Source organism: Delftia sp. Lp-1 (assembly GCF_020523835.1).
GTDB lineage: Bacteria > Pseudomonadota > Gammaproteobacteria > Burkholderiales > Burkholderiaceae_C > Comamonas > Comamonas acidovorans.
Genome location: NZ_JAJALJ010000003.1, coordinates 39,484 through 64,855 on the forward strand (window position 1 = coordinate 39,484; position 25,372 = coordinate 64,855).

A 25,372-nucleotide genomic window follows, 5' to 3' on the forward strand; every position below is an offset into this window, starting at 1 on the left:
CGTGCCTGGCTCACAGGCGTTCGATGATGGTGGCGTTGGCCATGCCGCCGGCCTCGCACATGGATTGCAGGCCGTAGCGCGCGCCGCTGTCCTCCAGCGCGTGCAGCATGGTGGTCATCAGGCGGATGCCCGAGGCGCCCAGCGGATGCCCCAGGGCGATGGCGCCGCCGCGCGGGTTCAGCCGCTCGGGGTCGGCGCCCAGTTCCCTCAGCTCTTTCAGCCAGGCCAGGGGGACGGAGGCGAAGGCCTCGTTGATCTCGCAGTGGTCCATCTGCTCCAGCCGCATGCCGGCCTTGGCCAGCACGCGTCGCGTGGCGGGAATGGGGGCCGTGAGCATGTACAGCGGATCGTCGCCCACCACGTCCAGCGCCACGAAGCGCGCACGCGGGCGCAGGCCCAGTTGCTGGGCGCGCTTCTCGCTCATCAGCAGCATGGCGCTGGCGCCGTCGGTCATCTGCGAGGCATTGCCCGCCGTGGTGTGCCAGCGGATCTGCGGAAAGCGCGCCGACAGCTCGTCGTTCTGGAACACGGCCTTGAGCGCGCCCAGCTTCTGCGCCGTGGTGCCCGGGCGGATGGTCTCGTCGGCCGTGACGAGGCCGGCAGGCGTGGTGATGCCCACGATCTCGCGCTCGAAGTGCCCGGCCGACTGGGCCGCATGGGCGCGCTGGTGCGATCGCGCGGCATAGGCATCCAGTTCGTCGCGGCCCAGGCCCCAGCGTGCGGCCACGAGGTCGGCCGACACGCCCTGGCCCACCAGCCCCGGCGCAAAGCGCGCATCGAAGCGCGCGCCCGTGGTGTTCTGCCCCATGCGCGAGCTGCCCATGGGCACGCGGCTCATGGACTCCACGCCGCAGGCGATCACCATGTCCTGCGTGCCCGACATGATGGCCTGCACGGCGAAGTGCACGGCCTGCTGGCTGGAGCCGCACTTGCGGTCGATGGTGGTGGACGGCACATGGGCCGGCAGGCCTGCGGCCAACCAGGCCAGACGGCCCGGCGTGCCGGCCTGCTCGCCGGCCTGGCTCACGCAGCCGGTGATCACATCGTCCACCGCGCCGGGGTCGATGCGGTTGCGCTGCACGAGCTGCTCCAGCACCTGGCTGAGCAGATCGACGGGGTGGAGCTGGGCCAGGGCGCCATCGGGCTTGGCCCGGGCCATGGGACTGCGGATGGCATCGACGATGACGGGTGTGTTCATGCGGATTTAATGAGACTGGAGGTTCATGAAATGAATGATAAGTCTCGAAATTTGCATTGAACAAAGCGTTTTCCCGGATGAAAAACCGAGCGTAAACAAAAATACTTGCTGAAAACCCGATGAATTCGAGACGGCGGATTCAAAAAAGCAAAGGAGACAGGCGTGCATGACTTTCACAGCTGGGCCGATGCCCGGCCCGACCGCGTTGCGCTGACCATGGGCGACAGCGGCCAGCAGCACACGGCGGGCGCGCTGGCGCAGCGCTCGCGCGAGGTGGCGCAGTGGATGGCCGGGCAGGGCCTGGCGGCCGGCGACACGGTGGCCGTGCTGATGGAAAACCGCGTGGAGATCCTGGAGCTGGTGCTGGCCGCGCGCCTGGCGGGCCTGTACGCGGTGGTCATCAGCACCCATCTGACGGCACCTGAGGTGGCCTACATCCTGGGCGACAGCGGGGCGCGCCATGTCTTTGCCTCCGCCGCCACGGCGGCGCAGCTGCCGGCCGCGCTGGCCGCCACCGTGCATTCGGTGGACGGAGACTGCGCATCCACGGGCCTGCCGTCGCTGGCCGATGCCCTGGCCGCCTGGCGTGCGCAGGCGCCCGCGCCCATCGATCTGTCAGGCCGTCCGCTGGGGCGCGACCTGCTGTATTCCTCCGGCACCACGGGCCGGCCCAAGGGCATCAAGAAGGCGCTGCCGGCCGCGCTCTACCGCACGCAGGCCGACCCCGAATTCCTGGTCTGGCAGCGCAACATGGGCTTTGATGCCGACACGGTCTACCTCTCGCCCGCGCCGCTGTACCACGCAGCGCCGCTGCGCTACTGCCTGCGTACGTTGGACGGCGGCGGCGCGGTGGTGATCACGGCGCGCTTCGACGCACAGCAGGCGCTGGCGATGATCGAGCGCTACCGCATCACCCACAGCCAGTGGGTGCCGACCATGCTGGGCCGCCTGCTGCAGCTGCCCGAGGAGGTGCGGCACGGCTATGACCTGTCCAGCCACCGCTGCGCCATCCACGCGGCCGCGCCCTGCCCGGTGGCCGTCAAGCAGGCGCTGCTGGACTGGTGGGGCGACATCCTGCTGGAGTACTACGCAGGCTCCGAAGGCTGCGGCATCACCCTGATCAACTCCGCCGAATGGCGCCGGCGCCCAGGCTCCGTGGGCCGCGCCAGCTACGGGAGGCTGCGCATCGTGGGCGACGACGGGCAGGAGCTGCCTGCGGGCCAGATCGGCCGCGTGTTCTTCTCGGACGTGGCGCCCTTCGCCTATCTCAACGATCCCGCCAAGACCCGCGAGGCCATCGACGAGCGTGGCTGGGCCACCTATGGCGACCTGGGCCATGTGGACGAGGAGGGCTACCTGTTCCTCAGCGACCGGCGGGCGGACCTCATCCTGTCGGGCGGCGTCAACCTCTATCCGCAGGAGATAGAGAACGCGCTGGCCACGCACCCGGCCGTGCAGGAGGTGGCCGTGGTCGGCGTGCCCGAGCCCGACTTCGGCGAGCAGCCCATGGCCGTGGTCGTGCTGCGCCAGGGCCATGCGGCCAGCGCCGAGATGGCGCGCGCCATCGTCGCCGAGGCTGGCGCCACGCTGTCGCGCCTCAAGCGCCCGCAGCGCCTGCAGTTCGTGGACGAGCTGCCGCGCCTGCCCACGGGCAAGTTGCTGCGCCGCGTGCTCAAGGACAGGCTGCGCGAGCAGCCCCACGCGGGCTTCAACCTGCGCAGCGCCTGAACGGCCCTTCACCGTCTTTCCTCACCGACAACCACCGGATACCGACCCATGCAAGACCTGACCGAGCGCTCCGTCTACCGCGAAGACCATGAACAGTTCCGCGAGCAGGCCCGCCGCTTCTTCGAGCGCGAGATCGTGCCCCACCATGCCGAATGGGAGCGCCAGGGCATCGTGCCCAAGGAGGTCTGGCGCAAGGCCGGGCGCGAAGGCCTGCTCAACCCCATGCTGCCCGAGCCCTACGGCGGCGGCGGCGACTTCGGCCATGCGGCCGTGCTGCTGGAGGAGATCGCGCGCACGGGCGCCAGCGGGCTGGGCTTTCCGCTGCATTCGGACATCGTCGCGCCCTACATCCATGCCTATGGCAGCAAGGCGCAGAAGGACCGCTGGCTGCCGCGCATGGCCGCAGGCGAGCTGATCGGCGCCATTGCCATGACCGAGCCCGGCGCGGGCAGCGACCTCAAGTCCGTGCGCACCACGGCGCGGCGCGAGGGCGACCACTACGTGCTCAATGGCCAGAAGACCTTCATCACCAACGGCATCAATTCGGAGCTGGTCATCGTCGTCGCCAAGACCGCGCCCGAGATGGGTGCCAAGGGCGTGTCCCTGATCGTGGTCGAGGACGGCATGCCCGGCTTCTCCAAGGGCCGCAAGCTCGAGAAGATCGGCCTCATGGCGCAGGACACCTCGGAGCTGTTCTTCGACAACGTGCGCGTGCCGGCCGACCACCTGCTGGGCGAGGAGAACGCGGGCTTCAGGTACCTCATGCACGAACTGGCCCAGGAACGCCTGGTGGTGGCCGTGCGCGCGGCCGCCTCCATCGAGGCCTTTTTGCACAAGACCATTGCCTACACGCGCGAGCGCAAGGCCTTCGGCCAGCCGGTGTTCGACTTCCAGAACACGCGCTTCAAGCTGGCCGAGGCCAAGGCCCAGGCCACCATGCTGCGCGTCTTCGTGGACGACTGCATCGCCCTGCACCTGCGCCGCGCGCTCGCGCCCGACCGGGCGGCCATGGTCAAGCTCAATGCCACGGCGCTGCAAAACCGCCTGCTCGACGAATTCCTGCAACTGCATGGCGGCTACGGCTACATGACCGAATACCAGATCGGCCGCGCCTGGACCGATGCGCGCATAGGGCGGATCTACGGGGGGAGCGACGAGATCATGAAGGAGATCATCGCCAGGACTCTGTGAACCCCTGAGCGGCTGCGCGGGCGTGCGGCGCCCTGATCCGGGGGCGGCCAGCCGGGGCGATGTGTGGCGGCAGCACATCATGAAGGCCCTTGCTCCGGCCGCTTGTCCTAGGCTTTTCCCAAGCCCGATCCGGGTGGGAGAGTCGGCAACTTCCCTTTGGCAATCCTATTTTTCGGCAGAAACTGGAATTTCCATGGGGCGGCTCATTCTTCCATGATCTTTCCGTATCGAAAGACCGGGAGGGCGCCCCGACAGGGCGCGAGCACCAATGACACGCCGAGTCACCATCCATACGCCATTGGGCGAGCAGCTGCATTTCCGTGAATTGCGCGGCCAGGAAAACATCAGCCAGCTCTTCAGCCTCGATGTGGAAATGCTCAGCGAAAGCGAAAGCATCGATCCCAAGGCCCTATTGGGAAAAAACGCCACCATCCAAATAGAAACCCAGGGCGGCGGCAGGCGCTTCATCGACGGCATCGTCACCCGCTTCGGCATGCAGGGCCAGGACCATCGCCACTACGCCTACAAGGCCCGCCTGAGCCCCTGGCTGTGGCTGGCCACGCGCAAGAGCGACTTTCGCATCTTCCAGAACCAGACCGTGCCCGACATCATCGAGCAGGTATTGGGCGTCTATGGCCATCCCCTGCAAAAGAAACTCACGCGTGCGTATCGCAGTTGGGACTACTGCGTTCAATACAACGAAAGCGATTGCGACTTTGTCTCGCGATTGATGGAGCACGAAGGCATTTACTACTTCTTCGAGCATGCCTCGGGCCAGCACACCCTGGTGCTGTGCGACGACATCATTGCCTCGCACAGCGTATTGCCCGGGGGCGCCTCCATTCCCTTTTATCCTCCCGAAAAAGCCGCCGCAGGCGATCAGGAAAACATCCACGCCTGGCAGCTGGAGCAGGAAATCAAATCGGGCCGCCATTACAGCGACGACTACGACTTCAAGAAACCCCGGGCCGACCTCACCCACATGCGGCGCGACCCACCAGGCCATGCGCACGACGGCCATGAAACCTACGAATGGCCGGGCGGCTACACGGAGTACGGCGATGGAGATGCCTACATCCGCGTGCGCCTGAAGGAAAGCCTCACGGGCCAAAGCCGGGTGCGGGGCCAGTCCTGTCACCGGGCGCTGGCCACGGGCTACACGTTCAGCCTCTGCAACTACCCGCGCGGCGACCAGAACCAGCAGTACCTGATCACGGGCCTGAGCTACCACCTGAAAGAAAACCCTCGCGTCAGCGCGATCACCAGCGTACGTGGCGCCCCATCCGCACCAAGTGCCCGGGACGGCGCCAAGGAAGACGGCTCCTTCCAGCGCTACGAGTTGCAGGCCCAGCCCACCAGCCTGGCCTACACCCCTGCACGCACCACGCCCAAGCCGCGCACCACCGGCCCGCAGACCGCCGTCGTCGTGGGCCCTGCTGGGCAGGAGATATGGACCGACGAATACGGCCGCATCAAGGTGCAGTTCCACTGGGACCGCCTGGGCAAGAAGGACCAGAACTCCAGCTGCTGGATCCGCGTGGCCACCAACTGGGCCGGCCCGGGCTTTGGCGCCATCTCCATCCCGCGCATAGGGCACGAGGTGGTGGTGGACTTCCTCAATGGCGACCCCGACTACCCCATCGTCACGGGCTGCGTCTACAACGCGGCCAACATGCCGCCCTGGGCGCTGCCGGCCAACGCCACGCAATCGGGCATCAAGACCAGATCGAGCAAGGGCGGCGCACCGGGCGCGGGCATGAAGAACGGCCCGGGCGACGCCAATGCCATCCGCTTCGAGGACAAGGCCGGGCAGGAGCAGCTGTGGCTGCACGCGCAAAAGGACCAGCTCACCGAAGTCGAGAACGACGAGGACAAATGGGTGGGCAACGACCGGCGCAAGACGGTGGACCGGGACGAGACCAGCGTGATCCACCGCGACCGCACGGAGACCGTGGGCCGCAACGAGAAGATCGACGTGCATGGCTGGCGCACGGAGGTTGTGGACCTGGACGAGACCCTCACCGTCCACCAGAACCGCACGCGCACGGTGGACCTGGATGAAAGCATCCGCATCTGCAAGAACCGCACGAAAACCGTGGATGCCAATGGGCGCGACAGCATCGGCCGCAACTGGACCCTGGCCACGGGGCGCATGAAATCCGAAACCGTGGGCATCGGCTACACGCAGGGCACGGGCCTGTTCAAGATGGTCACCGTGGGGTGTGCCTACAACCTCAACGTAGGCGCGGTGCTGATGAGCAACGTGGGTGTCCTGCGAAGCGACAGCGTGGGGATGGACTGGAGCCGGACCGTGGGGCGCAATCGCAGCGCGCAGATTGGCAACGATGAAGGCCTCGTCGTGGGCCACAACCGCAGCAGCACCATCCAGAACAATGACAGCACCGAGGTAGGGCAGGACCAGGCAGTCAACGTCGGCAACGATCACGCGCTGCGGGTGGGCGCCAACAGCATGGTCGATGCGGGCGGGCAACTGGCCCTGGCCGCAGGCACCACGCTGACGGTCGATGGGCAACAGGTCATCGTCACCGGCACCCAAAGCATCCGGCTGCAATCGGGGGCGAGCTCCATCGAGATCTCTCCGGCCATGGTCGAGATCAAGTCGCCGCTGGTGAAGATCAACTGCTGAACCCGGGACACTCGCATGGGACAACCTGCAGCAAGAGTGGGCGACATGCATGCCTGCCCCGCCCACGGGGGCGGGGCCATTCTCTCCGGCCAGGCCAATGTGCTCATCGGCGGCATGCCGGCGGCCAGGGTCACGGACAAGGCGCTGTGCCCCCGTTCACCGCCCGATGCCCTGGCCGAAGGCGAAGCCACGGTACTGATCGGTGGCAGGCCCGCGGCCCGCATGGGGGACAGGACCGTGCACGGCGGCGTGGTCGTCTCGGGCTGCACCACCGTCTGGATCGGTGCGAATGCGGGCCGGTGCCTGGCCGAAGCCGCGCAATCGGGGGCCGCCTTCGTGTCGGCCATGGAGGACTGAATCGCCATGTCCACCTTGATCCCCCCAGGCCCCGGCACGCCGGACGATCTCCAGATGGCGCGCCAGGCCGTGCTCGAAAAGGTGGCGGCGACCTATGACGGCCTGCTCTACGCCATCGTGGATGCGGCGGCGGATGAGCACCTGCATGACGCCATCCTGGCCGAGCCGCCGCAGTCGTGCATCACCTGCCTGTATGACGGCATGCCTGCCGCCCGCTATGCGCGCTACGCGCCCTATCTCATGCGGGTGCATGCAGGCAGTCCGCTGTTCCAGCGCTGGCCGCATGAAGGCTGGCAGGCGCACTGGGGCATTTTCCTGATCAGCCGGCTGCCGGCCCCTGCGCTCAAGCGCCATCTCAAGCGGTTTCTGCAGGCCAGGGGAGACGGCGGCCAGCGGCTGTGGCTGCGCTTTTACGACCCGCGCGTGCTGCCTCGCCTGCTTGCGCAGTTCGACCCGGCGCATCTGGGGGACTGGTTCCGCGGCCACAGCATCCTCGCCTGCCTGGCACCGCATCCCGAGGGGATCTGGGTCGGCTTGGCGCAGCGCAAGTTTCTGGACCACGTCACAGGCCTGGCGCGCCTGGACAACAGGCAATGGGAGGTGTCTTCGCCATGATGGAAATTTCAACCCTGGAAATGCAGCGCACGCTGCGCCGCAACCTGGTGCCCAGCGAGGGAGGGATTGCCGCCATCGTGCGGCAGACCTGCCATCTCAGCGAGCAGGATTGGCCGCATGACAGGCTGCTGGCCCATACCCGGCGAGGCCTTGACCGCGCGGTGGGCTGGGGTCTGTCGACGCCGGACGATGTCATCGGCTTCCTGGCCTTGCGCCACCAGTTTGGCGAGCGCTTCGACGAGTTTCCCGCTGTGCGCAAGTTTCTCTCGCGCACCGACCTGCCGCCTGACGGACGCATCCAGCTGATGATGCTTGAACTGCCGATGGGCATCTGGGACGTGGTGCGGCGGCGCACGCCTGCGGGCGAGTCCTCCTCGCCCCTGGGGGGCCCGGGTGCATGAGTTGCGAGCAACTGGTCCCCGCCTTCATCGCCCTCAATCGCCTGAAGCGGTCCAGGGACCTGTGCAAGGCCGTCGTGCTTGTGGGCTTCAACAAGGTATGCGGTACCCGGGACTTCGACAATGAACTGGACCGCAGGGCGCTGTGCGAGCTGTTTTGCTGCTGCATGACCGGCGGCCTGGGCCAGCGCTGCGTGGCCGGCGTGGTCATGCAGGCCGACGGGTTTGAAGGCTACCGGGGCTACTACAAGCAGGAAGTGCCGTACCTGAACAAGGCCCCCGTCATGTCGCGCAACGAGCCCGTGCGCCCCACGCGCAGCCGGCCTGCGGGCTCGCGCATTCCCGATGTGGTCGTGGTGAAGAACCCGCGCCTGCCGCCTGTGCTGGACAACGTGCAGCGGGTCTATGAGATGAAGTTTCCGGGGGATAAATTTTCTTCAGACCTTGGGCCAGACGGCAGAAGTCAGCTTCAGGCCTACACATATATTTTTGAAGACAAGTTTCAAAAGGATGCCTTGGACGCTGGAAGCTGTGCTTGCGACAGTGATGGCGAAAACGCAAATGAAAGTGTGTTGAACCAGGCAGCGAAATGGCAGGCCAACAGGGAAAAGGTCATCTCTTTGTCCGAACGGGTGAATAAGGATACGGCGGCGGCTGTCGGGGCTGCCGCCGGTGCGTCTGCGCTGGGTCGGGTACTCAGAGGTGTCGGTACGGTAGGGAGTGCACTCGCAAGAGTCCTTGGATTGACCTTTTGAAGCGATGGTTTAGGTACAGCGAAATATGGGGGATGGATATGGCAAAAGACTTCAACAAACCTTTGAGTACCAGAGAGCTACAGAAGGCCACTGTGGCGACTATGGATATTCTCAAGGCGCTGGTATTGAAGAACCAATTTGGGCGTATTTGTGCGCGAGCAGGCTGGACCATTGAAATGGTGTTTCATGATGGGGATTCATTGGCTGTGCGCGAGCGAGCTTGGAAGGTGATAGATCTATTCATTGAAGTCGTTGGTTCTGAAAAGCTTGCAATATGGTGGGGGCTGGCTCCTGTTGCTATGGCCAGCGAGAAAGGGCGGGAGAGGATGGAAAAACACAAACCGAGTACGCTCAATAATCCGAAGGGCTTTGCAATGATGTTTGATCTGGCCTCGGGCAAACCAAAACCTCCAGATGATTGGGTGGAAAATGCACAAGACTTTCGCCTTTGCTGTCGTGTGGAGAATGATGAAGGTATTTGGTATCGTGAAAGATATAGAACCCCGGGGAGAGGCCCTGCCATGTCTTTCATTCGCATGGCATTTCCCGCGTGGTGGATTATGGGTCAACCGCCAGAGCGCAATGTGGGCCGCCTCACCACCCAGATGGTGGAGTTGATGCAGCCCTATTGGTCCATTGCAGGTTGGGGCGTCATGCCCGCAGTGGAAGAACGCAATATCGGACCCGACGGCAAAGGCCAGCAAATACTGTATCCCTACTTGCAGCGTTTTCCAGGCTTGAATGCCCTGGGCAGCCTTGCGTTGATGAGCCATGACTTCAACAACGCCATGTACAGCATTAACTGGCTGAGTTTTGTCAGCGATGCATTGCTGGAAAAACTGGGCGGGCGAGAGGCCGTGCGAAAGCAGGTGGAGGCCAGCCAGTATCTTTCGGCCGGTGATGTAGGCAACTGCCTGGGAATCCGTGCAGGAGACTTTCCTGGTCTGGGGGATATGGATCAAGGACTGACGCTGCCCGCCTTTGGCGAGGCGGCACGCCTGCTCAAGCCTGTCCGTGCCAAATCTCGGCTCAATAACTTCATCGGCCCACCGCCTTCGGGCTCGAATGATGAACATGCATGGCTACTGGCGTGCGATGCCTATATGAGTCGGTTTGATTTGTTCTGATTTCTGGTGTTTTGAAGGAATGGGGAAAGATCACAATGGCTGCGGAAAATGATTTCAACTGGCCTTGCGGCAATGAGGAAGCGGATGCTGCCACCGCGGCGACGATGGATATTCTCAAGGCGCTGGTATTGCAGAACCAATTTGGGCGTATTTGTGCAAGAGCAGGCTGGACGATCGAGATGGTGTTCCATGACGGGGATTCATTGGCCGTGCGTGAGCGCGCATGGAAAGTGGTCGATCTTTTTTGTGAGGCCGTGGGGAAAGAAAAATTGGTTTATTGGTACGACGGAATGCCTGCCATGCTGACCAGCGCGATGGCACAAAAGAAGTTGGCCGCGAAGAAGCAAAAAAGCTTGGTTAACCCTAAAGGTTACGCATTGATTTTCCATATGGCATCGGGTAAGCCAAATCCTCCTGAAGCGTGGGAGAACAACGCTCAAGATTTTCGTCTTTATTGCTGTATTGAGAACGATGAGGGTATTTGGCTACATGATCGCCATATATCACCTGGCATAGGTCCTGCCATGTCATTTATTCGCATGGCATTTCCTGCGTGGTGGATTCTAGACCAGCCACCTGAGCACAATGTGGGCCGGCTTACCACCCAGATGGTGGAGTTGATGCAGCCCTTCTGGGCTATTGCAGGCTGGGGCGTCATGCCCGCAGTAGAAGAACGCAATATTGGACCCGATGGCAAGGGTCAGCAGGTGCTGTATCCCTATCTGCAGCGGTTCCCCGGATTGAATGCCCTGGGCAGTCTTGCATTGTTCGATCATGACTTCAACAACGCCATGTACAGCATCAACTGGCTCAGTTTTGTCAGCGATGCCTTGCTGGAGAAACTGGGCGGGCGGGAAGCGGTGCGCAAGCAGATCGAGGCCAGCCAGTATCTTTCGGCCGGTGATGTAGGCAACTGCCTGGGAATCCGTGCAGGAGACTTTCCTGGTCTGGGGGATATGGATCAAGGACTGACGCTGCCCGCCTTTGGCGAGGCCGCACGCCTGCTCAAGCCTGTCCGTGCCAAATCTCGGCTCAATAACTTCATCGGCCCACCGCCTTCGGGCTCGAATGATGAACATGCATGGCTACTGGCGTGCGATGCCTATATGAGCCGGTTTGACGGGTTTTGAATGGAAAGCACCATGAAGCCACAGCCCATCGCCCCGTTGATGGATGCCGTGTTGCGCACGCTGGGACGGCATAGCCGGCAGGATTACCTGCGCCTGGCTCTGCGCCAGGCGGGATTGAGCGATGCGCAGCTGCTGAAGATCGATCACGTCCCACCTTACCCGGTGACATGGGCGGAGAGGGGGTTGGGCCTGGTCCTTCAACGCCTGGCCTGGGGCGACATGCCAGGCGCTCCGACATGGGGCGTGCACAGCGTGACCCTGGATGCGCAGCGCTGGAAGGGGTCCTGGCCCATGGGCCTGGATCCGGAGACCGTGACCGCGCAGGAATTCGTCAGCCTGCTGGCCCAGGACCCGGCCGAGGCGCTGTGCCTGCCCCAGATGGCCTGCTGCACGACCCGCGGTTTCGACGAGCAGACATGGGCACTGGTGGCAGTCTTTGGCGGCGCCAGCGGCGCTTTGCAGAATTTGACGATGAGCCGGGTCGGGGAATGGGTGGGGCTTTCCATGCTCGCGGCCTGGCAGGGAGCCGGGTAGCGGGTGGGCCATGTGGGAGATAGGGCCCCCTGGGCGCCAGTTCCGACCGGGCGCCACGGACATGGCGGCGCGGCTACACTGCGGGCCATTCATTCGAGGGGCTGGCCGTGGCCGGTTCCTTCCCCCTGTTTTCCCTAGAGATTTCCGCCATGTCCAACGACGCCCACGAAGCCACCGCCCTGCCCGACGAGCCTGCCCTGACGCCCGAGGCGCTGGAGGAACTCGACGATCTGCTCGACGAGCTGCGCACGCGCGGCGACGAGATTCCGCAGTGGGAGTTCTGCGACGGTTTCCTGACGGCGCTGATCTGCACGCGCCGCGAGGTGCCGGCCGCCGAGTGGCTGCCCATGCTGCTGGGCGACGGCGGCACGCTGGAGGCGGCCGAGGGCCAGCCGCTGCCGCTGATGGAAGTGTTCAAGGACGCGGCGCAGCAGGCGCGCTTTCTGGAGCTGGTGGGCCTGCGCATGGACGAGATCCGCACCCAGCTGGACGCCGACGTGAAGACGCTGGAAGACGACCGCACCTTCCAGCCCGAGGCCATGGACATGCGCGGCGCCATCCTGTCGCTGCCCGAGGAAGAGCGTCCCGATGACGGCGAAATCCCCTCGTTCGGCCAGATCTGGGCGCTGGGCTTCATGTTCGTGGTCGAGAACTGGGCCGAGGAATGGGCCGCCCCGCGCGACAAGGAAGCCGCCGGCTGGCTCAACGAGGCGCTCAACGCCGTCGTGGCCCTGACCGAGGACGACACCGGCAAACCCGAAGTCTGCATGTACGACGAGGACGGCCCCGCCAGCACCAGCCAGGAGCGCGTGGAGCAGTTCGGCGAGGCCATCTGGGCGCTGTACGACCTGCGCCAGATCTGGAAGAGCATGGGCCCGCGCCAGGAAACCATCGTCAAGGGCGAGCAGCCGGGCCGCAACGACCCCTGCCCCTGCGGCAGCGGCAAGAAGTTCAAGAAGTGCCACGGCGCCTGAGCGCCCGCGCCACAGGCTTTGGATGCACGGGCCATGAGACATATCGGTGAACGCATACGCGCCCGCCGCGCCGAACTGGGCATGACCCAGGGCCGGCTGGCCGAGGCCGCAGGCATCACGGCCTCGGCCGTGTCGCAGATCGAATCGGGGGCCATCCGCACCCTCAAGAACGACACCCTGGCCCGCGTGGCCCTGGCGCTGCAGACCACGGCGCTGGAGCTGACGGCCGGCCTGGAAGACGACAACGCGCCGCTGCCCGTGGACGAGCAGCGCCTGCTGGAAAGCTACCGCGCCCTGCCTGCACCGCTGCAGGAGATCGCGCACAAGCTCATAAAAGCCTTGCGCTGATCAGCGCATTGAGGCGCTGCAAGGCATGGACCACGGTGGCCTGGCGCACGGCGGCGCGGTCGCCCTCAAAGCGCAGGCATTCGCTGTGCGTGGTGCCGTACACGTTCCAGCCGAACCAGACCGTGCCCACGGGCTTGGCGGCGCTGCCGCCGCCCGGCCCGGCCACGCCTGTCACGGCCACGCTGCACTGCGCGTGTGAGTGGGCGATGGCGCCTTCGGCCATGGCGCGCGCCACGGGCTCGCTCACGGCGCCGTGCTCGGCGATCAGCGGCTCGGGCACGCCCAGCAGGTCGTGCTTGGCCGCGTTGGAGTAGCTGACAAGGCCGCGCTCGAACCATTCGCTGGAGCCGGCGCGGTCCGTGCAGGCCGCAGCGATCATGCCGCCCGTGCAGCTTTCGGCCGTGGCCAGCATCCAGCCGCGCTGCAGCAGCAGGCCTGCCAGGGTTTCGACGAGTTCGTTGGATGCGTTCATGCCCGTTCCTTCAGCCAATGAAATGGCGCCATAGCGCGATGACCAGCAGCGTGCAGAAGGCGGCCACCAGGTCATCGAACATGATCCCCCAGCCGCCGCGCCAGCCGAAGCCCTTGAAGCACCGGTCGGCCCATTTGACGGGCTGGGGCTTGGCGGCATCGAAGAAGCGGAACAGCCCAAAGGCGATGAGCTGGCCCCAGAAGCCGGTGGGCATGACCAGCCACAGCACCAGCCAGAAGGCCACGATCTCGTCCCAGACCAGGTTGCCCGGGTCGGCCACGCGCATGTGGCGCGCCGTGACCGTGCAGGCCCACCAGCCCAGGGGAATGCTGCCCGCGATCAGCAGGCCGATCTGCTGGGGCGTGAACCAGTGCTGCAGCAGCAGGAAGGACAGCCAGGCCCACAGCGTGCCCACGGTGCCGGGCGCGATGCGCCCCAGCCCCGAGCCCAGCCCCATGGCGATGAAGTGGGCCGGGTGGGACATCATGAATTCCAGCGTGGGGCGAGCCATGCCGCCCTGCGGCGGGCCTTCCGGTGGGCGCGCCGCAGAGGCAAAGGTGGGGGTAGCAGGATCGCCGGAAACCTCCGGCCGCAGCGGCGCGTCACTCATGGGGCCAGATCATAAGCGCGGCCCTGGTGCTTCACTGACGCTCTTCGACCGCCAGATCCTGCGGATGGCGGATCTGGTGGCGGGCCTCGAAGCTGGCGCTGGCGCCAGCGGCCAGCGGCTGCTGCCAGGCGATCATGCCGTTGCGGTCGTTCCAGCGCGTGGTGGCCGGCTGCGGGTTGTATTGGGACTGCACGCGGATCTGCTCGTTGCGCGAGACGGGTGCGGCGTCCACCACCTGCAGCTCGATGGCGCGGTCATGGCGGTTGTCCACCTGGAAGCGCCGCGTGACCTGGCGTTCGGTGCTGCTGCTGAGCAGGCCGCCGCTGCCCGTGGCCGAGTCCACGGGCAGGTTGCGCACCACCACCTTGTCGTCACGGCCGAAGGACAGGCCCTGGGCCAGCGCGGCGGCGTTGCCGAAGTCCAGCCGGCCCTGGCCGGCGAAGGCGCCGTCGCGGAACAGGGCCACGGGGCCTGCGGGCCAGACGCCGGCCGGCACGGCCAGCTGGGCCACCAGGTAGGCGGCCTCTTCCACGGCGGGCGCCGTGCGCGTGAGCAGGGTGGCCGGCAGGTTCTGCGAGCCCAGGGCCAGGGTCACGCGCTCGCTGCTGGAGGGCACGCTGATGCGGTAGGGCACGGAGAACTGCGTGGCGTAGGCGGTGTTGAGGCTGGCGACATCGAGCACCGGCAGTTCGGCGGCCTCGCTGGCCGCCCCGGGCTTGCGGGCGCGCTCCAGCATCATCGCAGGGGCCGCCGGGGCCGGCGCTGGCGGAGGGGCCATGGCGGCCACGGGGCGGGGCCGTTCCACATCCAGCGTCCAGGGATTGGGCAGGCGCGCCTGCGTGCTGCGCGAAGGCTGGCCCGTGGACAGCAGCAGCTGCACCTGGCTCCAGTCCTCGCCGCTGTTCTGGGCCACCAGGGCCAGGCGTTCGATGGCCACCGTGCCCTTGGCCGGGTCCAGCTGGGCGCGGTAGGTGGGCTGCCAGCTCGGGCCGCGCACCTGGTAGGTCAGCTGCACATTGGCATCGGCCGGGCTGGCCAGTTGCACGGTGACCTTCATCACCTGGGCGTTGCCTGCGCCCGTGCGGTCGCGTTCGAGCTGCAGCGGCCTGAGCTGCTCCTGCAGCGCCTGCTTTTGCCGCAGGATCTGGTGGGCGCGCAGCGTGTTGCCACGGCTGGTGGTGCGCAACGCCTCGGTGGCGGCGCCCAGCTGGCTGGCGGCGGGCAGGGCGGGGGCTTTGGCGTCATCGCCGGGCTTGGCCAGGCCCTGCAGGTAGTCGCCCACGAGCTTGGCGGCGGACTCGTCGGCCTCCAGCGCGGCCAGCTGGTCTTCCAGCGTGCGGATCTGCTGCTCCAGCGGGCTGGCGCAGGCCTTGGAGGCCAGTTCGCGCGGCTGCGACTGCAGCTTGTAGTCGCCCAGGCGCACGCCGGCATCGGCGCTGACCTGCAGGCTCTGCGGGTCGATGGAGCCGGGCAGGCACTCGAACACCAGCTGGCGCGTGGCGGCCGTGATGCGCGCCGTGCGCTCCACCGAGGCCACGCCCGCATACAGGGTGACGCGCGCGATGGGGGCGCGGGCGATGGTGGCTTCCTGGGCTTGTGCCTGGGCCTGGACCGGGGTGCCTGCCAGCAGGAAGCAGGCGGCGGCCAGGGCAGAGAGGGCGGGCAGGGCGGAGCGTTGAACCATGGGCAGTCCTTCTCGGATGAAAGTGGTTTGGCGCGGCGTCAGGCCGCAGCGAAGTGGTCGAATGAGGTCCACCGGGGCGCCATGGCCGCTCCGTCCGGGCCGATCAGCCGCAGGCCGGGCGGGGCCTCGATGCAGCCGATGCGCGTGACGCGCGTGGCGGTGTCGCGGCCTGCGGCCTGCACGGCATCGCGCCGGTCGGCCGGGGCCGTGAAGCACAGCTCGTAGTCGTCGCCGCCGGACAGGGTGCACTGGTGCAGCAGGTCGATGGCCAGGGGCGTGTGCCGGCCGGCATCGAGCAGCGGCGTGATCAGGCGCGTATCCAGGCTGGCGCCCACGCGGGATTGCGCGAGGATGTGGCCCAGGTCGCCCAGCAGGCCGTCGCTCACATCCAGCGCGCTGCTGGCAATGCCGCGCAGCGCCTGGCCCAGGGCCACGCGCGGCGTGGGCGCTTCCAGGCGCTGGCGCGCGGCGGCCAGCGTGCCGGGTGGCAAGGTGGTGTGGCCCAGCAGGGCTTCCAGCGCCAGGCGGGCATCGCCCAGGCTGCCGCTGACCCAGATGTCGTCGCCCGCGTGCGCGCCGCTGCGCAGCAGGGCCTGGCCGGGCGGCACCTCGCCGAAGACGGTGATGCAGATGTTCAAGGGCCCCTGGGTGGTGTCGCCGCCGACCAGCTCGCAGCCGTGGGCGTCGGCCAGGGCCAGCAGGCCGGCTGCAAACGCCTCGGTCCAGGCCGCATCGGCACGCGGCAGGGACAGGGCCAGGGTGAAGGCCAGCGGGCGCGCGCCGCAGGCCGCCAGGTCGGACAGGTTCACGGCCAGGGATTTGTGGCCCAGCAGGCGCGGGTCCACGTCGGCGAAGAAATGCCGGCCCTCGACCAGCATGTCGCTGGAGACGGCCAGCTGCATGCCCGGCGCCGGGGCGAGCAGGGCGCAGTCATCGCCCACGCCCAGGGCGGCGCGGCGCACGGGGCGCTGGAAGAAGCGGCGGATCAGGTCGAATTCACCCACGGTGGCGGCTTTCGGATGCGTTTGGCGATCGGGCTATTGTGCTGCGAGGTTCGTGCTGCCCCGCATCAGGTGGTCTCGCCCGCACCGGGCCGATGCTCCAGCGCCAGCGCGTGGAAGGCCTGGGCGGCAGGCGACAGGCTGCGCTGGCGCCTGCGCACCAGGTACAGGTCGCGCCGGCGATCGGCATCGGCCAGCGGGCGCGTCACCAGGCCAGGCTGCACGAAGTGGAACAGCGCCAGGGCCGGCACCACGCTGATGCCCAGGCCCGCGCGCACCATGCCCATCACGGTGGCCAGGTGCTCCACTTCCAGCAAGGTGTTGAGGGGCGGGGCCTGCTCCTGCGATTCCAGGTACTGGCGCACGCTGCTGTGGCGGGCGAGCTGGATGAAGGGTTGGTCCCGCAGGTCGGCCATTGTTGGCGCGGGCAGGGCCGCCAGCGCATGGTCGGCGCGGCAGACCAGGTGCAGCCGGTCGGCGCAGAACCATTCGGCCTGCAGCTCCTCGGTGTCGGCGCGGATGGCGGCCAGCGCCAGGTCGGCCTGACCCGAGGCCACCTGGGCGATGCAGGACTCGGACAGCAGGTCCGACACCTGCAGCTGTATGCCCGGATGGCGCGCATGGAACAGCGCCAGCACGGGCGGCAGCCAGGCCGCCGCCAGCGAAGGCAGCAGGGCGATGGACACGCGCCCGCGCTGCAGCGCTGCCGCCTCGCGCAGGCCGTGCACGGCATCGCCCAGGTCGGCGCGTATGCGCTGCGCGGCATCGAGGAACTGCGCCCCCTCCTGCGTCAGCGCCACATGGCGCGTGCTGCGGTCGAACAGCCGCACGCCCACGCCGTCTTCCAGGCCCTTGATCAGGGCGCTGAAGGCCGGCTGCGACAGATGGCAGCGCTGCGCGGCCAGGGTGAAGCTGCTGAGCTGGGCCAGGGCGATGAAGGCATCGAGCTGGCGGGAGGAGATATTCATCGGGTTTTTGGATGAGTTGATCCGAATAATCGATTTCACAGATTAGCAGCCCTTGCCTACATTGGCCTGCATGGACCACCTGGAAACCTTCTTTGCCCCGGACAAGCCCCCGCTGTGGGTGGGCTGCGCAGCCGGCTTCTCGGGCGACCGCACCGATGCCGCCGCGCCCGTGGTGCGCGCCCTGGCGGCCAGCGGCCAGAGCGCCTGCCTGATCTTCGAGACCCTGGCCGAGCGCACGCTGGCGCTGGCCCAGCTCGCGCGCCGCGAGCAGCCCGACGCGGGCTACGAACCCCTGCTGGAGGACCTGCTGGAGCCCGTGCTGGCCGACTGCCTGGCGCATGGCATACGCATCGTCAGCAACTTCGGTGCCGCCAACCCCAAAGGCGCGGCGCGCTGCATCCAGCGGCTGGCGCAGCGCCTGGGCCTGCGCGCGCCGCGCATCGCCGTGGTGCATGGCGACGATGTCAGCGGCCCGGCGTACCGCGGGGCGCTGCGGGCCGCGCTGGGCGCGGAGTTTCCCGAGGATTCGCTGGTCAGTGCCAACGCCTACATCGGCGCGCGCGCGATTGCCGAGGCCCTGCAGGCCGGCGCCGAGATCGTGGTGGCCGGCCGCGTGTCCGACCCCTCGCTGACTCTGGGGCCGGCCATGGCGCATTTCGGCTGGGCCTGGGACGACTGGGACCGCCTGGCGCGCGCCACCATGGCAGGCCACCTGCTGGAATGCGGCGCCCAGGTCACGGGCGGCTACTTCGCCGACCCGGGCTTCAAGGACGTGCAGGGCCTGGCGCGGCTGGGCTATCCCATTGCCATCATCGAGCCCTCGGGCGACTGCACCATCACCAAGCCCGAAGGCACGGGCGGCCTGGTCAGCGAACGCACGGTCAAGGAACAACTGCTGTACGAGGTGCACGACCCGGCCGCCTACCTGACGCCCGACGTGGTGGCCGACCTGTCCGAGGCCGAGGTGCACCAGGTGGGGCCTGACGTCGTGCGCCTGAGCGGCGTGCGCGGCCATCCGCACAACGGCCACTACAAGGTCAATGTCTGCCATGCCTCGGGCTGGCTGGCCGAGGGCGAGATCTCCTATGCCGGCCCGCGCGCCCTGGAGCGCGCCCGGCTGGCCGGCGAGGTGCTGCGCGAGCGCCTGGGCGGCGAGGCCGCAGGCGACCTGCGCCTGGACTGGATCGGCGTGGCCAGCGTGCTGGGCGACGACGCCGGCCGCTGGCGCGACGCACAGCCGGCCAGCGCAGCCGCCCCCCAGGACGTGCGCCTGCGCGCCGCCTGGCTGCGCCCCACGCAGGCCCAGGCGCGGCGCCTGCCGCGCGAGGTCAATGCGCTGTACACCTGCGGGCCGGCCGGCGGCGGCGGCGTGCGCACGGCGCTGCGCGCGCGGCTGGGCACGGTGTCCTGCCTGCTGGCGCAGCAGAGCATCGCCACCGGATGGAAGTGGGCCGAGGGAGTCGATAAAGGGGTCGAGAAAGAGGCCGGGAAAGAAGCCGGGGAGCACGCCGCATGAACACACTGTCAACCACGATGCCCGTCACCGTGCCGCTGTACCGCCTGGCGCACGGGCGCACGGGGGACAAGGGCAACCGCTCCAACATCAGCCTCATCGCCTGGAATGCCGCCTGCTGGCCCGTGCTGGTGGAGCAGATCACCGAAGTGCGCGTGGCCGCGCACTTCGCCGCCCGGCGCCCTGCGCGCGTGCAGCGCTTCGTGCTGCAGCGCCTGCAGGCCATGAACTGGGTGCTGGACGCGGTGCTGGACGGCGGCGTCAACGACGCGCTCAACCTCGACAGCCACGGCAAGGCGCTGTCGTACTGGCTGCTGCAGATGCAGGTCCACATACCGGCTTCGCTGCTGCCCCACCTGGCGCCGGAGTAGCAGGCAGCACCCGCCCGTCACACATTCATCACAACAAAGGAGACAGACATGCACCTTTCGCACAACTTCCCCCGCCGCCATGTGCTCGCGCTGGCCGCCTGCGCGCTGGCAGCCGCCGCAGCACCGGCGCTGGCACAGGACTATCCGTCCAAGCCCATCACCTTCGTCGTGCCGTTTGCGGCCGGCAGCGCCACCGACCAGCTGGCACGGGCGCTGGGCCAGGCCGTGGCCACGGCGACCAAGCAGGCCGTGGTGGTCGAGAACAAGGGCGGCGCCAGCGGCATGATCGCGGCCCAGCAGGTGGCGCGCTCGGCGGCCGATGGCTACACGGTGCTGATCACCACCAACACCACGCATGCGGCCAACCAGCATCTGTACAAGAAGCTGCCCTATGACGCGGTCAAGGACTTCGCGCCCGTGGCCGGGCTGGGCAAGGGCGGCCAGGTGCTGGTGGTGCGCGCCGATGCTCCGTACAGGAACGTGGGCGACCTGCTGGCGGCGGCGAAGAAGCAGCCGGGCAAGCTGTCGTTCGGCAGCGGCAGCTCCTCCAGCCGCGTGGCCGGTGAAATGCTCAAGCAGCTGGCCGGCGTGGACCTGATGCACGTGCCCTACAAGAGCAATCCGCTGGCCATCACCGACCTGCTGGGCGGCCAGATCGATCTGATGATCACCGACACCTCCACCGGCGTGCCCCAGGTCAAGTCGGGCAAGCTGCGCGCCCTGGGCTACTCCACCACCAAACGCAGCCCGCAGCTGCCCGAGGTGCCCACGCTGGAGGAAGCCGGCGTCAAGGGCTATGACATGGGCTACTGGTTCGCGGCCTACGCGCCCGCTGGCACGCCCGAGGCCGTGGTGGCCCGTCTGAACCGCCTGCTGTCCGACGCCGTGCACAGCGCGGGCGCCAAGTCCTTCTTCGAGATGTCCGGCTCCGAGGGCTGGACCGCCACGCCCCAGGAGCTGGCCGCCTTCCAGGCGGGCGAGACCCAGAAGTGGGGACAGGTGATCAAGGCCGCCGGCATCCAGCCCGAGTAGGCCGCTCCCCGCTCTCCCGTTCCCTTTTTTTCCGAACCGTCCTAGGCCGCCGCAATGCACGGCGGCCAGGGCGGAGCCTTGCCTGTGCCATGACCCCAAGGAGACAACATGCACATCAGATCCACCCATCCACTGGCCCTTGCCCTGGCCGCATCCGGTCTGCTGACCGCCTGCGGCGGCAGTGACTCGCCCGCCGGTTCGCAGGCGCCTCGCATGCAGCTGAGCATCAGCGCCACCGAGGACTTTGCCGGCAGCTACGGCAGTGTCGGCGCCTACGAAAAAGTGACCGGCGTGCTGCGCGGCGAGCTGGACCCGGCCGACCCGAAGAACGCCGTGATCCAGGACCTGGCGCTGGCGCCCGTCAATGCGCGCGGCATGGTCGAGTACAGCACCGACTTCGTCATGCTCAAGCCCAAGGACATGTCCAAGGCCAGCGGCGTGCTGCGCTATGACGCGCCCAATCGCGGCAACATCCTGACCATGCCCAACCCCACGGCCACGCCCGGCGATGCGGTCTACCTGGAGCGCGGCTATGTGCTGCTGTACTCGGCCTGGCAGGGCGATGTGCCCAAGTCCACGCCCGCGCGCCTGACGGTCACCGTGCCCGTGGCCCGCAACAAGGACGGCAGCAGCATCACGGGCAGCTACCGCACCGAGCTGGTCCCGGCCGCCGCCGTGCCCTCCATGACCCTGCCCGGCGGCGTGTTCAACGGGACCATGATCCCCTACGAGCCCGCCAGCCTGGACAACACGCAGGCCGGCTACTCGCTCACGCGCCGCATCAACGAAACCGATGCGCGCCAGACCGTGCCTGCGGGCGACTGGAAGTTCGCCAGCTGCGATGCCGCTGCCAATCCCTTCCCCGGCACGCCTGCGGCCACCAGCGTCTGCCTGAAGGGCGGGTTCGATCCGCAGTACCTCTACGAGCTGGTCTACGTGGCCAAGGACCCCAAGGTCATGGGCGTGGGCCTGGCGGCGCTGCGCGACACGGTGAGCTTCTTCCGCGCCAAGGCGGCCGACGCCGACGGCAAGGCCAACCCGCTGGCCGGGCGCATCACGCACACCATCGGCCAAGGCACCTCGCAGTCGGGCAATGCCATGAAGACCTTCCTGCACCTGGGCTTCAACCAGGCGCTCGATGGAGGCAAGGTCTTCGACGGCATGTATGCCCACGTGGCCGCGCGCCAGACCAACATCAACACACGCTTTGCCGTGCCCGGCGGCGGGGGCGGCCTGCGCAACGACCACACGGCCTTCGGCCAGACCGCGCCGCGCGGCCTGGACAAGGACTACAGCGACGAGGTCAGCGGCCGCCAGGGCGGCGTGATGAAGCGCTGCGAAGCCAGCAACACCTGCCCCAAGTTCTTCCTGGGCCTGTCGGGCACGGAGTTCTGGCAGTTGCAGGGCTCGCCCGTGCTGACCGATGCCAACGGCCTGCGCGACATCGCCCAGCCCGCCAATGCGCGCGTCTACTACTACGCCAGCACCCAGCACGGCGGCGCAGGCGGCACGGCCAGCATCGGCTATGCGCCCACGCGCAATGTCTATCCGGCCGGCACCGTGGTGCACTTCAACGACACGTTCCGCGCGCTGTTCATCGCGCTGGAGGACTGGGTGGTGCGCGGCACCGAGCCGCCAGCCAGCCAGGTGCCCAAGCTGGCCGACGGCACCCTGGTGCGGCCCGACAAGCTGGTCTTTCCCGCCATGAAGGGCCTGAGCTGGAGCGTGGGCGGCGTGCAGACCGCCATCCCCGAGTTCCGCTACCTGGCGCGCCACAACGGCTTTGCGCTGCTCGACTTCGGCCCGCAGTACGTGCCGCAGGACGAAAGCGGCATCGCCACGCTGCAGCCGCCGCGCGCCACGGGCAAGGACTACGCCATCCTCGTGCCCCAGGTCGATGCGGCCACCGGCCTCACGCGCGCAGGCATCCGCAGCGTGGAGGCGCGGGCACCGCTGGGCACCAGCATGGAGTTCAACTACGTGGCCACGCCGGGCATCGTGGACCTGTCCAACCTCACGGGCAGCTTCATCCCCTTCCACAAGACGCGCGCGGCGCGGCTGGCGGCCGGTGACGGGCGGCCCTCACTGGAGGAGCTGTATGTCGACCAGGCCGGCTACGTGAGCGCCGTCACGGCGGCGGCCCAGGACCTGGTGCGCCAGCGCCTGCTTTTGCAGCGCGACGCCGACGCGCAGATCACCGCCGCGCGTGCGGCGGCGGTGCTGCCTTGAGCCTGCGCTGAACGCAGGCCTCAGACGGCCTGGCCGCGAAAGCGCATGGCCGCCTGGCGCGAGACCTCGGCCAGCAGCTGCTCGCTGCGCTGGCGCTCGCGCAGCCAGCGGGCATCGTTGCTGCCGGCGGCCACGTCGCTGCGCAGCAGATGCAGGGCGGGCGCCGCGCCATGGCGGGCCGCGTAGTCGGCCACGGCATCCATGGTCTTGAGGATGTGGTCGGCCAGCGGCATGTGCTCGCCCGTGGCCGGGTCCACGTAGACGGCTTCCAGGCCGAAGCGGCAGGCCTGGAAGCGGTTGTAGGTGTAGACCAGGTAGTCGTCCTCCACGGGCGTGAAGGGCTGGGTGTCCATGAACCAGGCGGCCAGCGCCTGCACATAGCCGGACAGGGCGGCTGCCCGCTCGATCGTCAGCGGCGTGTCGAACACGCGGATCTCGATGGTGCCGAACTCGGGCTTGGGCCGGATGTCCCAGTAGAAGTCCTTCATGCTCTTGACCACGCCCGTGCGCGTCATCTTGTCGAAGTACTGCTCGAACTCGCTCCAGTGCAGCACGCAGGGCGCGCGGCCCGACAGCGGAAAGGCGAACACCGAGTTCAGCCGCGCCGAGTCGAAGGCCGTGTCATGGCCCTGCACATAGGGGCTGGAGGCCGACAGCGCAATGAAGTGCGGGATGTAGCGCGACATGCGGTGCAGCATGAGCAGGGCCGCGTCGGCGTCGGGGCAGCCGATGTGAACGTGCTGGCCGAAGATGGTGAACTGCTTGGACAGGTAGCCGTACAGCTGCGACAGCTCCTGGAAGCGCGGCTTGTCGTAGATACGCCGCTCATGCCACTGCTGGAAGGGGTGGGTGCCGCCGCCCACCACGGCGATGTTGAGCTTGTCGGCGCTTTTGACCAGCGCATCGCGGATCTGGCTGAGCTGGCCCAGCACCTCGGAGGCCGAATGGCAGACGCTGGTGGAGATCTCGATCATGCTGTTCGTCATCTCGGGCACCACGCTGCCGGGCAGCGGGTTCTTGAGCATGAGGCGCAGCATGTCCTCGGCGTAGGGGGCCAGGTCGTAGTCGTGGGTGTTGACCAGCTGCAGTTCCAGCTCCACGCCCAGGGTCAGCGGTTCGGACGAGTTGAAGGCTTCAAGACTCACGTTCATCTCCTGCAGTATTCGTGCGGCTCAGCGGCTTCCAGGGACGGGAGCTTTCGCCGGAGCGGTAGATGGCCACGGTGGCCAGGGCGGCGCCCAGCACCTCCATCACCAAAATGGTGGGCAGGGCCACGCCTGCGATCTGCGCGCCCAGCTCGGGCGCGGCGGCCACGAACTGCGAGGCGATCAAAAGCGCCACCGACGACATGGGCGCCATGGCGCAGCCCACCCAGAAGGCCTGACGCCAGTTGGCGCCCGTGCCCACATTGCCCACGGCCACGCCCATGGTCTTGGCGACCAGGCGTGCCAGGATCACGGCGCCCACCACGCCGGCCACCGGCGCGCTCCAGTCGGCCTGTGCGGCCACGGTGGAGACCAGCACGAACATCAGCATGGTCAGCAGCGAGGCCGCCGTGCCCAGCTGGCGGGGCCAGGCCCAGGGGCGCGGGTTGAACTGCTTGAGCAGGATGCCGCCCAGCAGCGCCGCCAGCGGCGCCGAGCCGCCCAGGTACGAGGCCACGGGCACGCTGGCCGAGATCAGGGTGAGAAAGAGGATGGAGGTGTTCTCGCTGGCCGGGCTCATGAAGCGCAGCGCCAGGCGCATCAGCACGGCCAGCACCAGGGCCACGGCCACCGAGACGCCCAGCACCACCAGCACCGGCATGATCGAGGCCACGAAGCCCGCCTTGGGCTGCGTCAGCATGCCCGCCTTGGCGCTGCCCAGGGCCAGCGCATACAGCGTGGACAGGGTGGCCAGCACCAGGCCGCGATCGGTCACGGCGCCTGCGGCACGCATGTCGGCCACCACGCGCGTCAGCACCAGGGGCGAGGCCGCCATGGCCACCAGGGCCAGCGGCCCGGCCACTTCGGGGGCCACGCCCAGCCAGCGCAGCACCAGGGAGACCAGCACATAGGTCAACGCGGATTCGGCCACGCTTTGCACCAGCACCATGGGGTTGTGGCGGAACCAGCGCAGCGTGATGCGCCCGCCGCATTCGAACAGCACGATGGCCACGCCCAGCTCCAGCAGGAACAATCCTGTGCCCTGCAGCGGCCAGGCGGTGTTGGCGCCAAAGCCGATCAGCCCGGCAATGCCGCCCACCAGCGAATAGCCGACCACCTTGGGCAGGGCCGCATGGCGCTGGCAGGCGTAACCCACCATGGTGGCCACGGCCAGCAGCAGGGACCATTGCACCGTGGCCAACCCGGCCGATGGCCGCAGCCACGGTTCCCAGAAGCTCAGCATGTCATTCATAAGCGAGGTCCTTTGCGCGAGCCAGTGGCCCGCAAGCGAAGCTCCGCAGGGCCTTCCCTGCGGCGCGGGCAAGCCCGCGTCCCGTGCGCTTGG

General features: G+C 67.6%; 24 protein-coding genes. 16 read left to right on the forward strand and 8 right to left on the reverse strand.

All coding sequences use genetic code 11. The annotated features are described in order from the left end of the window. Window positions 1-10: 10 nt before the first annotated feature. Window positions 11-1,198, reverse strand: coding sequence for a thiolase family protein (locus LGR64_RS21185; protein ID WP_141831039.1), 1,188 nt, complete (start codon window positions 1,196-1,198; stop codon window positions 11-13). Window positions 1,199-1,360: 162 nt separating this feature from the next. Here LGR64_RS21185 and LGR64_RS21190 point away from each other — a divergent pair, with 162 nt between their 5' ends. The 12 genes from LGR64_RS21190 (at window position 1,361) to LGR64_RS21245 (ending at window position 13,002) form a co-directional block, all read left to right on the forward strand. Then, on the forward strand, window positions 1,361-2,926 hold the full coding sequence (locus LGR64_RS21190) for an AMP-binding protein (protein WP_141831037.1): 1,566 nt from the start codon (window positions 1,361-1,363) through the stop codon (window positions 2,924-2,926). A gap of 48 nt (window positions 2,927-2,974) precedes the next feature. Continuing rightward, complete coding sequence (locus tag LGR64_RS21195; RefSeq protein WP_012202629.1) at window positions 2,975-4,117, forward strand: acyl-CoA dehydrogenase family protein; 1,143 nt, start codon at window positions 2,975-2,977, stop codon at window positions 4,115-4,117. A gap of 268 nt (window positions 4,118-4,385) precedes the next feature. Continuing rightward, entirely contained in the window at window positions 4,386-6,764 is a 2,379-nt protein-coding gene (locus LGR64_RS21200; protein ID WP_141831035.1) for a type VI secretion system Vgr family protein, read from the forward strand. 15 nt (window positions 6,765-6,779) lie between these two features. After that, complete coding sequence (locus LGR64_RS21205; RefSeq protein WP_141831033.1) at window positions 6,780-7,121, forward strand: PAAR domain-containing protein; 342 nt, start codon at window positions 6,780-6,782, stop codon at window positions 7,119-7,121. Between the two features lie 6 nt (window positions 7,122-7,127). After that, window positions 7,128-7,736 carry a DUF4123 domain-containing protein gene (locus LGR64_RS21210; protein ID WP_141831031.1) on the forward strand — a complete coding sequence of 203 codons (609 nt, stop codon included), beginning with the start codon at window positions 7,128-7,130 and terminating at the stop codon, window positions 7,734-7,736. Further along, the gene (locus tag LGR64_RS21215) at window positions 7,733-8,137 is read left to right on the forward strand and encodes a hypothetical protein (RefSeq protein WP_141831029.1); all 405 of its coding nucleotides are present in this window, start codon (window positions 7,733-7,735) and stop codon (window positions 8,135-8,137) included. Before LGR64_RS21210 ends, LGR64_RS21215 begins: the two co-directional genes overlap by 4 nt. Continuing rightward, complete coding sequence (locus LGR64_RS21220; protein ID WP_230356884.1) at window positions 8,134-8,889, forward strand: hypothetical protein; 756 nt, start codon at window positions 8,134-8,136, stop codon at window positions 8,887-8,889. Before LGR64_RS21215 ends, LGR64_RS21220 begins: the two co-directional genes overlap by 4 nt. A 38-nt stretch (window positions 8,890-8,927) precedes the next feature. Next, window positions 8,928-10,016 (forward strand): type VI immunity family protein, encoded by a 1,089-nt coding sequence (locus LGR64_RS21225; RefSeq protein ID WP_230356885.1) that lies wholly within the window; start codon window positions 8,928-8,930, stop codon window positions 10,014-10,016. Between the two features lie 35 nt (window positions 10,017-10,051). Next, complete coding sequence (locus LGR64_RS21230; protein ID WP_230356888.1) at window positions 10,052-11,146, forward strand: type VI immunity family protein; 1,095 nt, start codon at window positions 10,052-10,054, stop codon at window positions 11,144-11,146. Window positions 11,147-11,158: 12 nt separating this feature from the next. Then, window positions 11,159-11,680: a hypothetical protein gene (locus LGR64_RS21235; protein WP_230356890.1), complete on the forward strand. Its 522-nt coding sequence runs from the start codon at window positions 11,159-11,161 to the stop codon at window positions 11,678-11,680. A 149-nt stretch (window positions 11,681-11,829) separates the two neighbouring features. After that, window positions 11,830-12,654 (forward strand): YecA/YgfB family protein, encoded by an 825-nt coding sequence (locus tag LGR64_RS21240; protein WP_063327597.1) that lies wholly within the window; start codon window positions 11,830-11,832, stop codon window positions 12,652-12,654. Window positions 12,655-12,687: 33 nt separating this feature from the next. Continuing rightward, entirely contained in the window at window positions 12,688-13,002 is a 315-nt protein-coding gene (locus LGR64_RS21245) for a helix-turn-helix domain-containing protein (protein ID WP_034389565.1), read from the forward strand. Here LGR64_RS21245 and LGR64_RS21250 read toward each other — a convergent pair. The 5 genes from LGR64_RS21250 to LGR64_RS21270 all read right to left on the reverse strand — a co-directional run bounded on the left by LGR64_RS21250 (window position 12,983) and on the right by LGR64_RS21270 (window position 17,737). After that, on the reverse strand, window positions 12,983-13,474 hold the full coding sequence (locus LGR64_RS21250; protein ID WP_230356891.1) for a CinA family protein: 492 nt from the start codon (window positions 13,472-13,474) through the stop codon (window positions 12,983-12,985). The two genes, LGR64_RS21245 and LGR64_RS21250, sit on opposite strands and share 20 nt — an antisense overlap. A gap of 10 nt (window positions 13,475-13,484) precedes the next feature. Continuing rightward, entirely contained in the window at window positions 13,485-13,985 is a 501-nt protein-coding gene (locus LGR64_RS21255; protein WP_026062211.1) for a phosphatidylglycerophosphatase A family protein, read from the reverse strand. 130 nt (window positions 13,986-14,115) lie between these two features. Then, window positions 14,116-15,768 carry a DUF4139 domain-containing protein gene (locus LGR64_RS21260; protein ID WP_230356893.1) on the reverse strand — a complete coding sequence of 551 codons (1,653 nt, stop codon included), beginning with the start codon at window positions 15,766-15,768 and terminating at the stop codon, window positions 14,116-14,118. A 38-nt stretch (window positions 15,769-15,806) separates the two neighbouring features. Next, the gene (thiL, locus tag LGR64_RS21265; RefSeq protein ID WP_230356895.1) at window positions 15,807-16,772 is read right to left on the reverse strand and encodes a thiamine-phosphate kinase; all 966 of its coding nucleotides are present in this window, start codon (window positions 16,770-16,772) and stop codon (window positions 15,807-15,809) included. A 65-nt stretch (window positions 16,773-16,837) separates the two neighbouring features. Beyond that, window positions 16,838-17,737 carry a LysR family transcriptional regulator gene (locus LGR64_RS21270; protein WP_013804722.1) on the reverse strand — a complete coding sequence of 300 codons (900 nt, stop codon included), beginning with the start codon at window positions 17,735-17,737 and terminating at the stop codon, window positions 16,838-16,840. A gap of 70 nt (window positions 17,738-17,807) precedes the next feature. Between LGR64_RS21270 and LGR64_RS21275 the strand changes: the two genes are divergently transcribed. The 4 genes from LGR64_RS21275 to LGR64_RS21290 all read left to right on the forward strand — a co-directional run bounded on the left by LGR64_RS21275 (window position 17,808) and on the right by LGR64_RS21290 (window position 22,882). After that, window positions 17,808-19,253: an acyclic terpene utilization AtuA family protein gene (locus LGR64_RS21275; protein WP_230356897.1), complete on the forward strand. Its 1,446-nt coding sequence runs from the start codon at window positions 17,808-17,810 to the stop codon at window positions 19,251-19,253. Then, window positions 19,250-19,621, forward strand: a complete 372-nt coding sequence (locus LGR64_RS21280) for an AtuA-related protein (protein WP_141831011.1) — start codon at window positions 19,250-19,252, stop codon at window positions 19,619-19,621. The genes LGR64_RS21275 and LGR64_RS21280 overlap by 4 nt, the downstream gene beginning before the upstream one ends. A gap of 48 nt (window positions 19,622-19,669) precedes the next feature. Beyond that, window positions 19,670-20,653: a Bug family tripartite tricarboxylate transporter substrate binding protein gene (locus LGR64_RS21285; RefSeq protein WP_141831009.1), complete on the forward strand. Its 984-nt coding sequence runs from the start codon at window positions 19,670-19,672 to the stop codon at window positions 20,651-20,653. 108 nt (window positions 20,654-20,761) lie between these two features. Beyond that, window positions 20,762-22,882 carry an alpha/beta hydrolase domain-containing protein gene (locus LGR64_RS21290; protein ID WP_230356899.1) on the forward strand — a complete coding sequence of 707 codons (2,121 nt, stop codon included), beginning with the start codon at window positions 20,762-20,764 and terminating at the stop codon, window positions 22,880-22,882. Window positions 22,883-22,902: 20 nt separating this feature from the next. Here LGR64_RS21290 and LGR64_RS21295 read toward each other — a convergent pair whose 3' ends face one another. Further along, entirely contained in the window at window positions 22,903-24,027 is a 1,125-nt protein-coding gene (locus LGR64_RS21295) for a YbdK family carboxylate-amine ligase (protein WP_013804717.1), read from the reverse strand. Next, a complete protein-coding gene (locus LGR64_RS21300) occupies window positions 24,017-25,279 on the reverse strand; it encodes a cation:proton antiporter (RefSeq protein ID WP_034389577.1) in 1,263 nt (420 codons plus the stop codon). Before LGR64_RS21300 ends, LGR64_RS21295 begins: the two co-directional genes overlap by 11 nt. Window positions 25,280-25,372 lie beyond the last annotated feature (93 nt).

What these genes read in the sequence shown, in the direction of transcription:
- LGR64_RS21185 (WP_141831039.1), bottom strand. Translation starts at nt 1,198, where the DNA reads ATGAACACACCCGTCATCGTCGATGCCATCCGCAGTCCCATGGCCCGG.
- LGR64_RS21195 (WP_012202629.1), top strand. Translation starts at nt 2,975, where the DNA reads ATGCAAGACCTGACCGAGCGCTCCGTCTACCGCGAAGACCATGAACAG.
- LGR64_RS21200 (WP_141831035.1), top strand. Translation starts at nt 4,386, where the DNA reads ATGACACGCCGAGTCACCATCCATACGCCATTGGGCGAGCAGCTGCAT.
- LGR64_RS21205 (WP_141831033.1), top strand. Translation starts at nt 6,780, where the DNA reads ATGGGACAACCTGCAGCAAGAGTGGGCGACATGCATGCCTGCCCCGCC.
- LGR64_RS21210 (WP_141831031.1), top strand. Translation starts at nt 7,128, where the DNA reads ATGTCCACCTTGATCCCCCCAGGCCCCGGCACGCCGGACGATCTCCAG.
- LGR64_RS21215 (WP_141831029.1), top strand. Translation starts at nt 7,733, where the DNA reads ATGATGGAAATTTCAACCCTGGAAATGCAGCGCACGCTGCGCCGCAAC.
- LGR64_RS21220 (WP_230356884.1), top strand. Translation starts at nt 8,134, where the DNA reads ATGAGTTGCGAGCAACTGGTCCCCGCCTTCATCGCCCTCAATCGCCTG.
- LGR64_RS21225 (WP_230356885.1), top strand. Translation starts at nt 8,928, where the DNA reads ATGGCAAAAGACTTCAACAAACCTTTGAGTACCAGAGAGCTACAGAAG.
- LGR64_RS21230 (WP_230356888.1), top strand. Translation starts at nt 10,052, where the DNA reads ATGGCTGCGGAAAATGATTTCAACTGGCCTTGCGGCAATGAGGAAGCG.
- LGR64_RS21235 (WP_230356890.1), top strand. Translation starts at nt 11,159, where the DNA reads ATGAAGCCACAGCCCATCGCCCCGTTGATGGATGCCGTGTTGCGCACG.
- LGR64_RS21240 (WP_063327597.1), top strand. Translation starts at nt 11,830, where the DNA reads ATGTCCAACGACGCCCACGAAGCCACCGCCCTGCCCGACGAGCCTGCC.
- LGR64_RS21245 (WP_034389565.1), top strand. Translation starts at nt 12,688, where the DNA reads ATGAGACATATCGGTGAACGCATACGCGCCCGCCGCGCCGAACTGGGC.
- LGR64_RS21250 (WP_230356891.1), bottom strand. Translation starts at nt 13,474, where the DNA reads ATGAACGCATCCAACGAACTCGTCGAAACCCTGGCAGGCCTGCTGCTG.
- LGR64_RS21255 (WP_026062211.1), bottom strand. Translation starts at nt 13,985, where the DNA reads ATGGCTCGCCCCACGCTGGAATTCATGATGTCCCACCCGGCCCACTTC.
- LGR64_RS21260 (WP_230356893.1), bottom strand. Translation starts at nt 15,768, where the DNA reads ATGGTTCAACGCTCCGCCCTGCCCGCCCTCTCTGCCCTGGCCGCCGCC.
- LGR64_RS21270 (WP_013804722.1), bottom strand. Translation starts at nt 17,737, where the DNA reads ATGAATATCTCCTCCCGCCAGCTCGATGCCTTCATCGCCCTGGCCCAG.
- LGR64_RS21275 (WP_230356897.1), top strand. Translation starts at nt 17,808, where the DNA reads ATGGACCACCTGGAAACCTTCTTTGCCCCGGACAAGCCCCCGCTGTGG.
- LGR64_RS21280 (WP_141831011.1), top strand. Translation starts at nt 19,250, where the DNA reads ATGAACACACTGTCAACCACGATGCCCGTCACCGTGCCGCTGTACCGC.
- LGR64_RS21285 (WP_141831009.1), top strand. Translation starts at nt 19,670, where the DNA reads ATGCACCTTTCGCACAACTTCCCCCGCCGCCATGTGCTCGCGCTGGCC.
- LGR64_RS21290 (WP_230356899.1), top strand. Translation starts at nt 20,762, where the DNA reads ATGCACATCAGATCCACCCATCCACTGGCCCTTGCCCTGGCCGCATCC.
- LGR64_RS21300 (WP_034389577.1), bottom strand. Translation starts at nt 25,279, where the DNA reads ATGAATGACATGCTGAGCTTCTGGGAACCGTGGCTGCGGCCATCGGCC.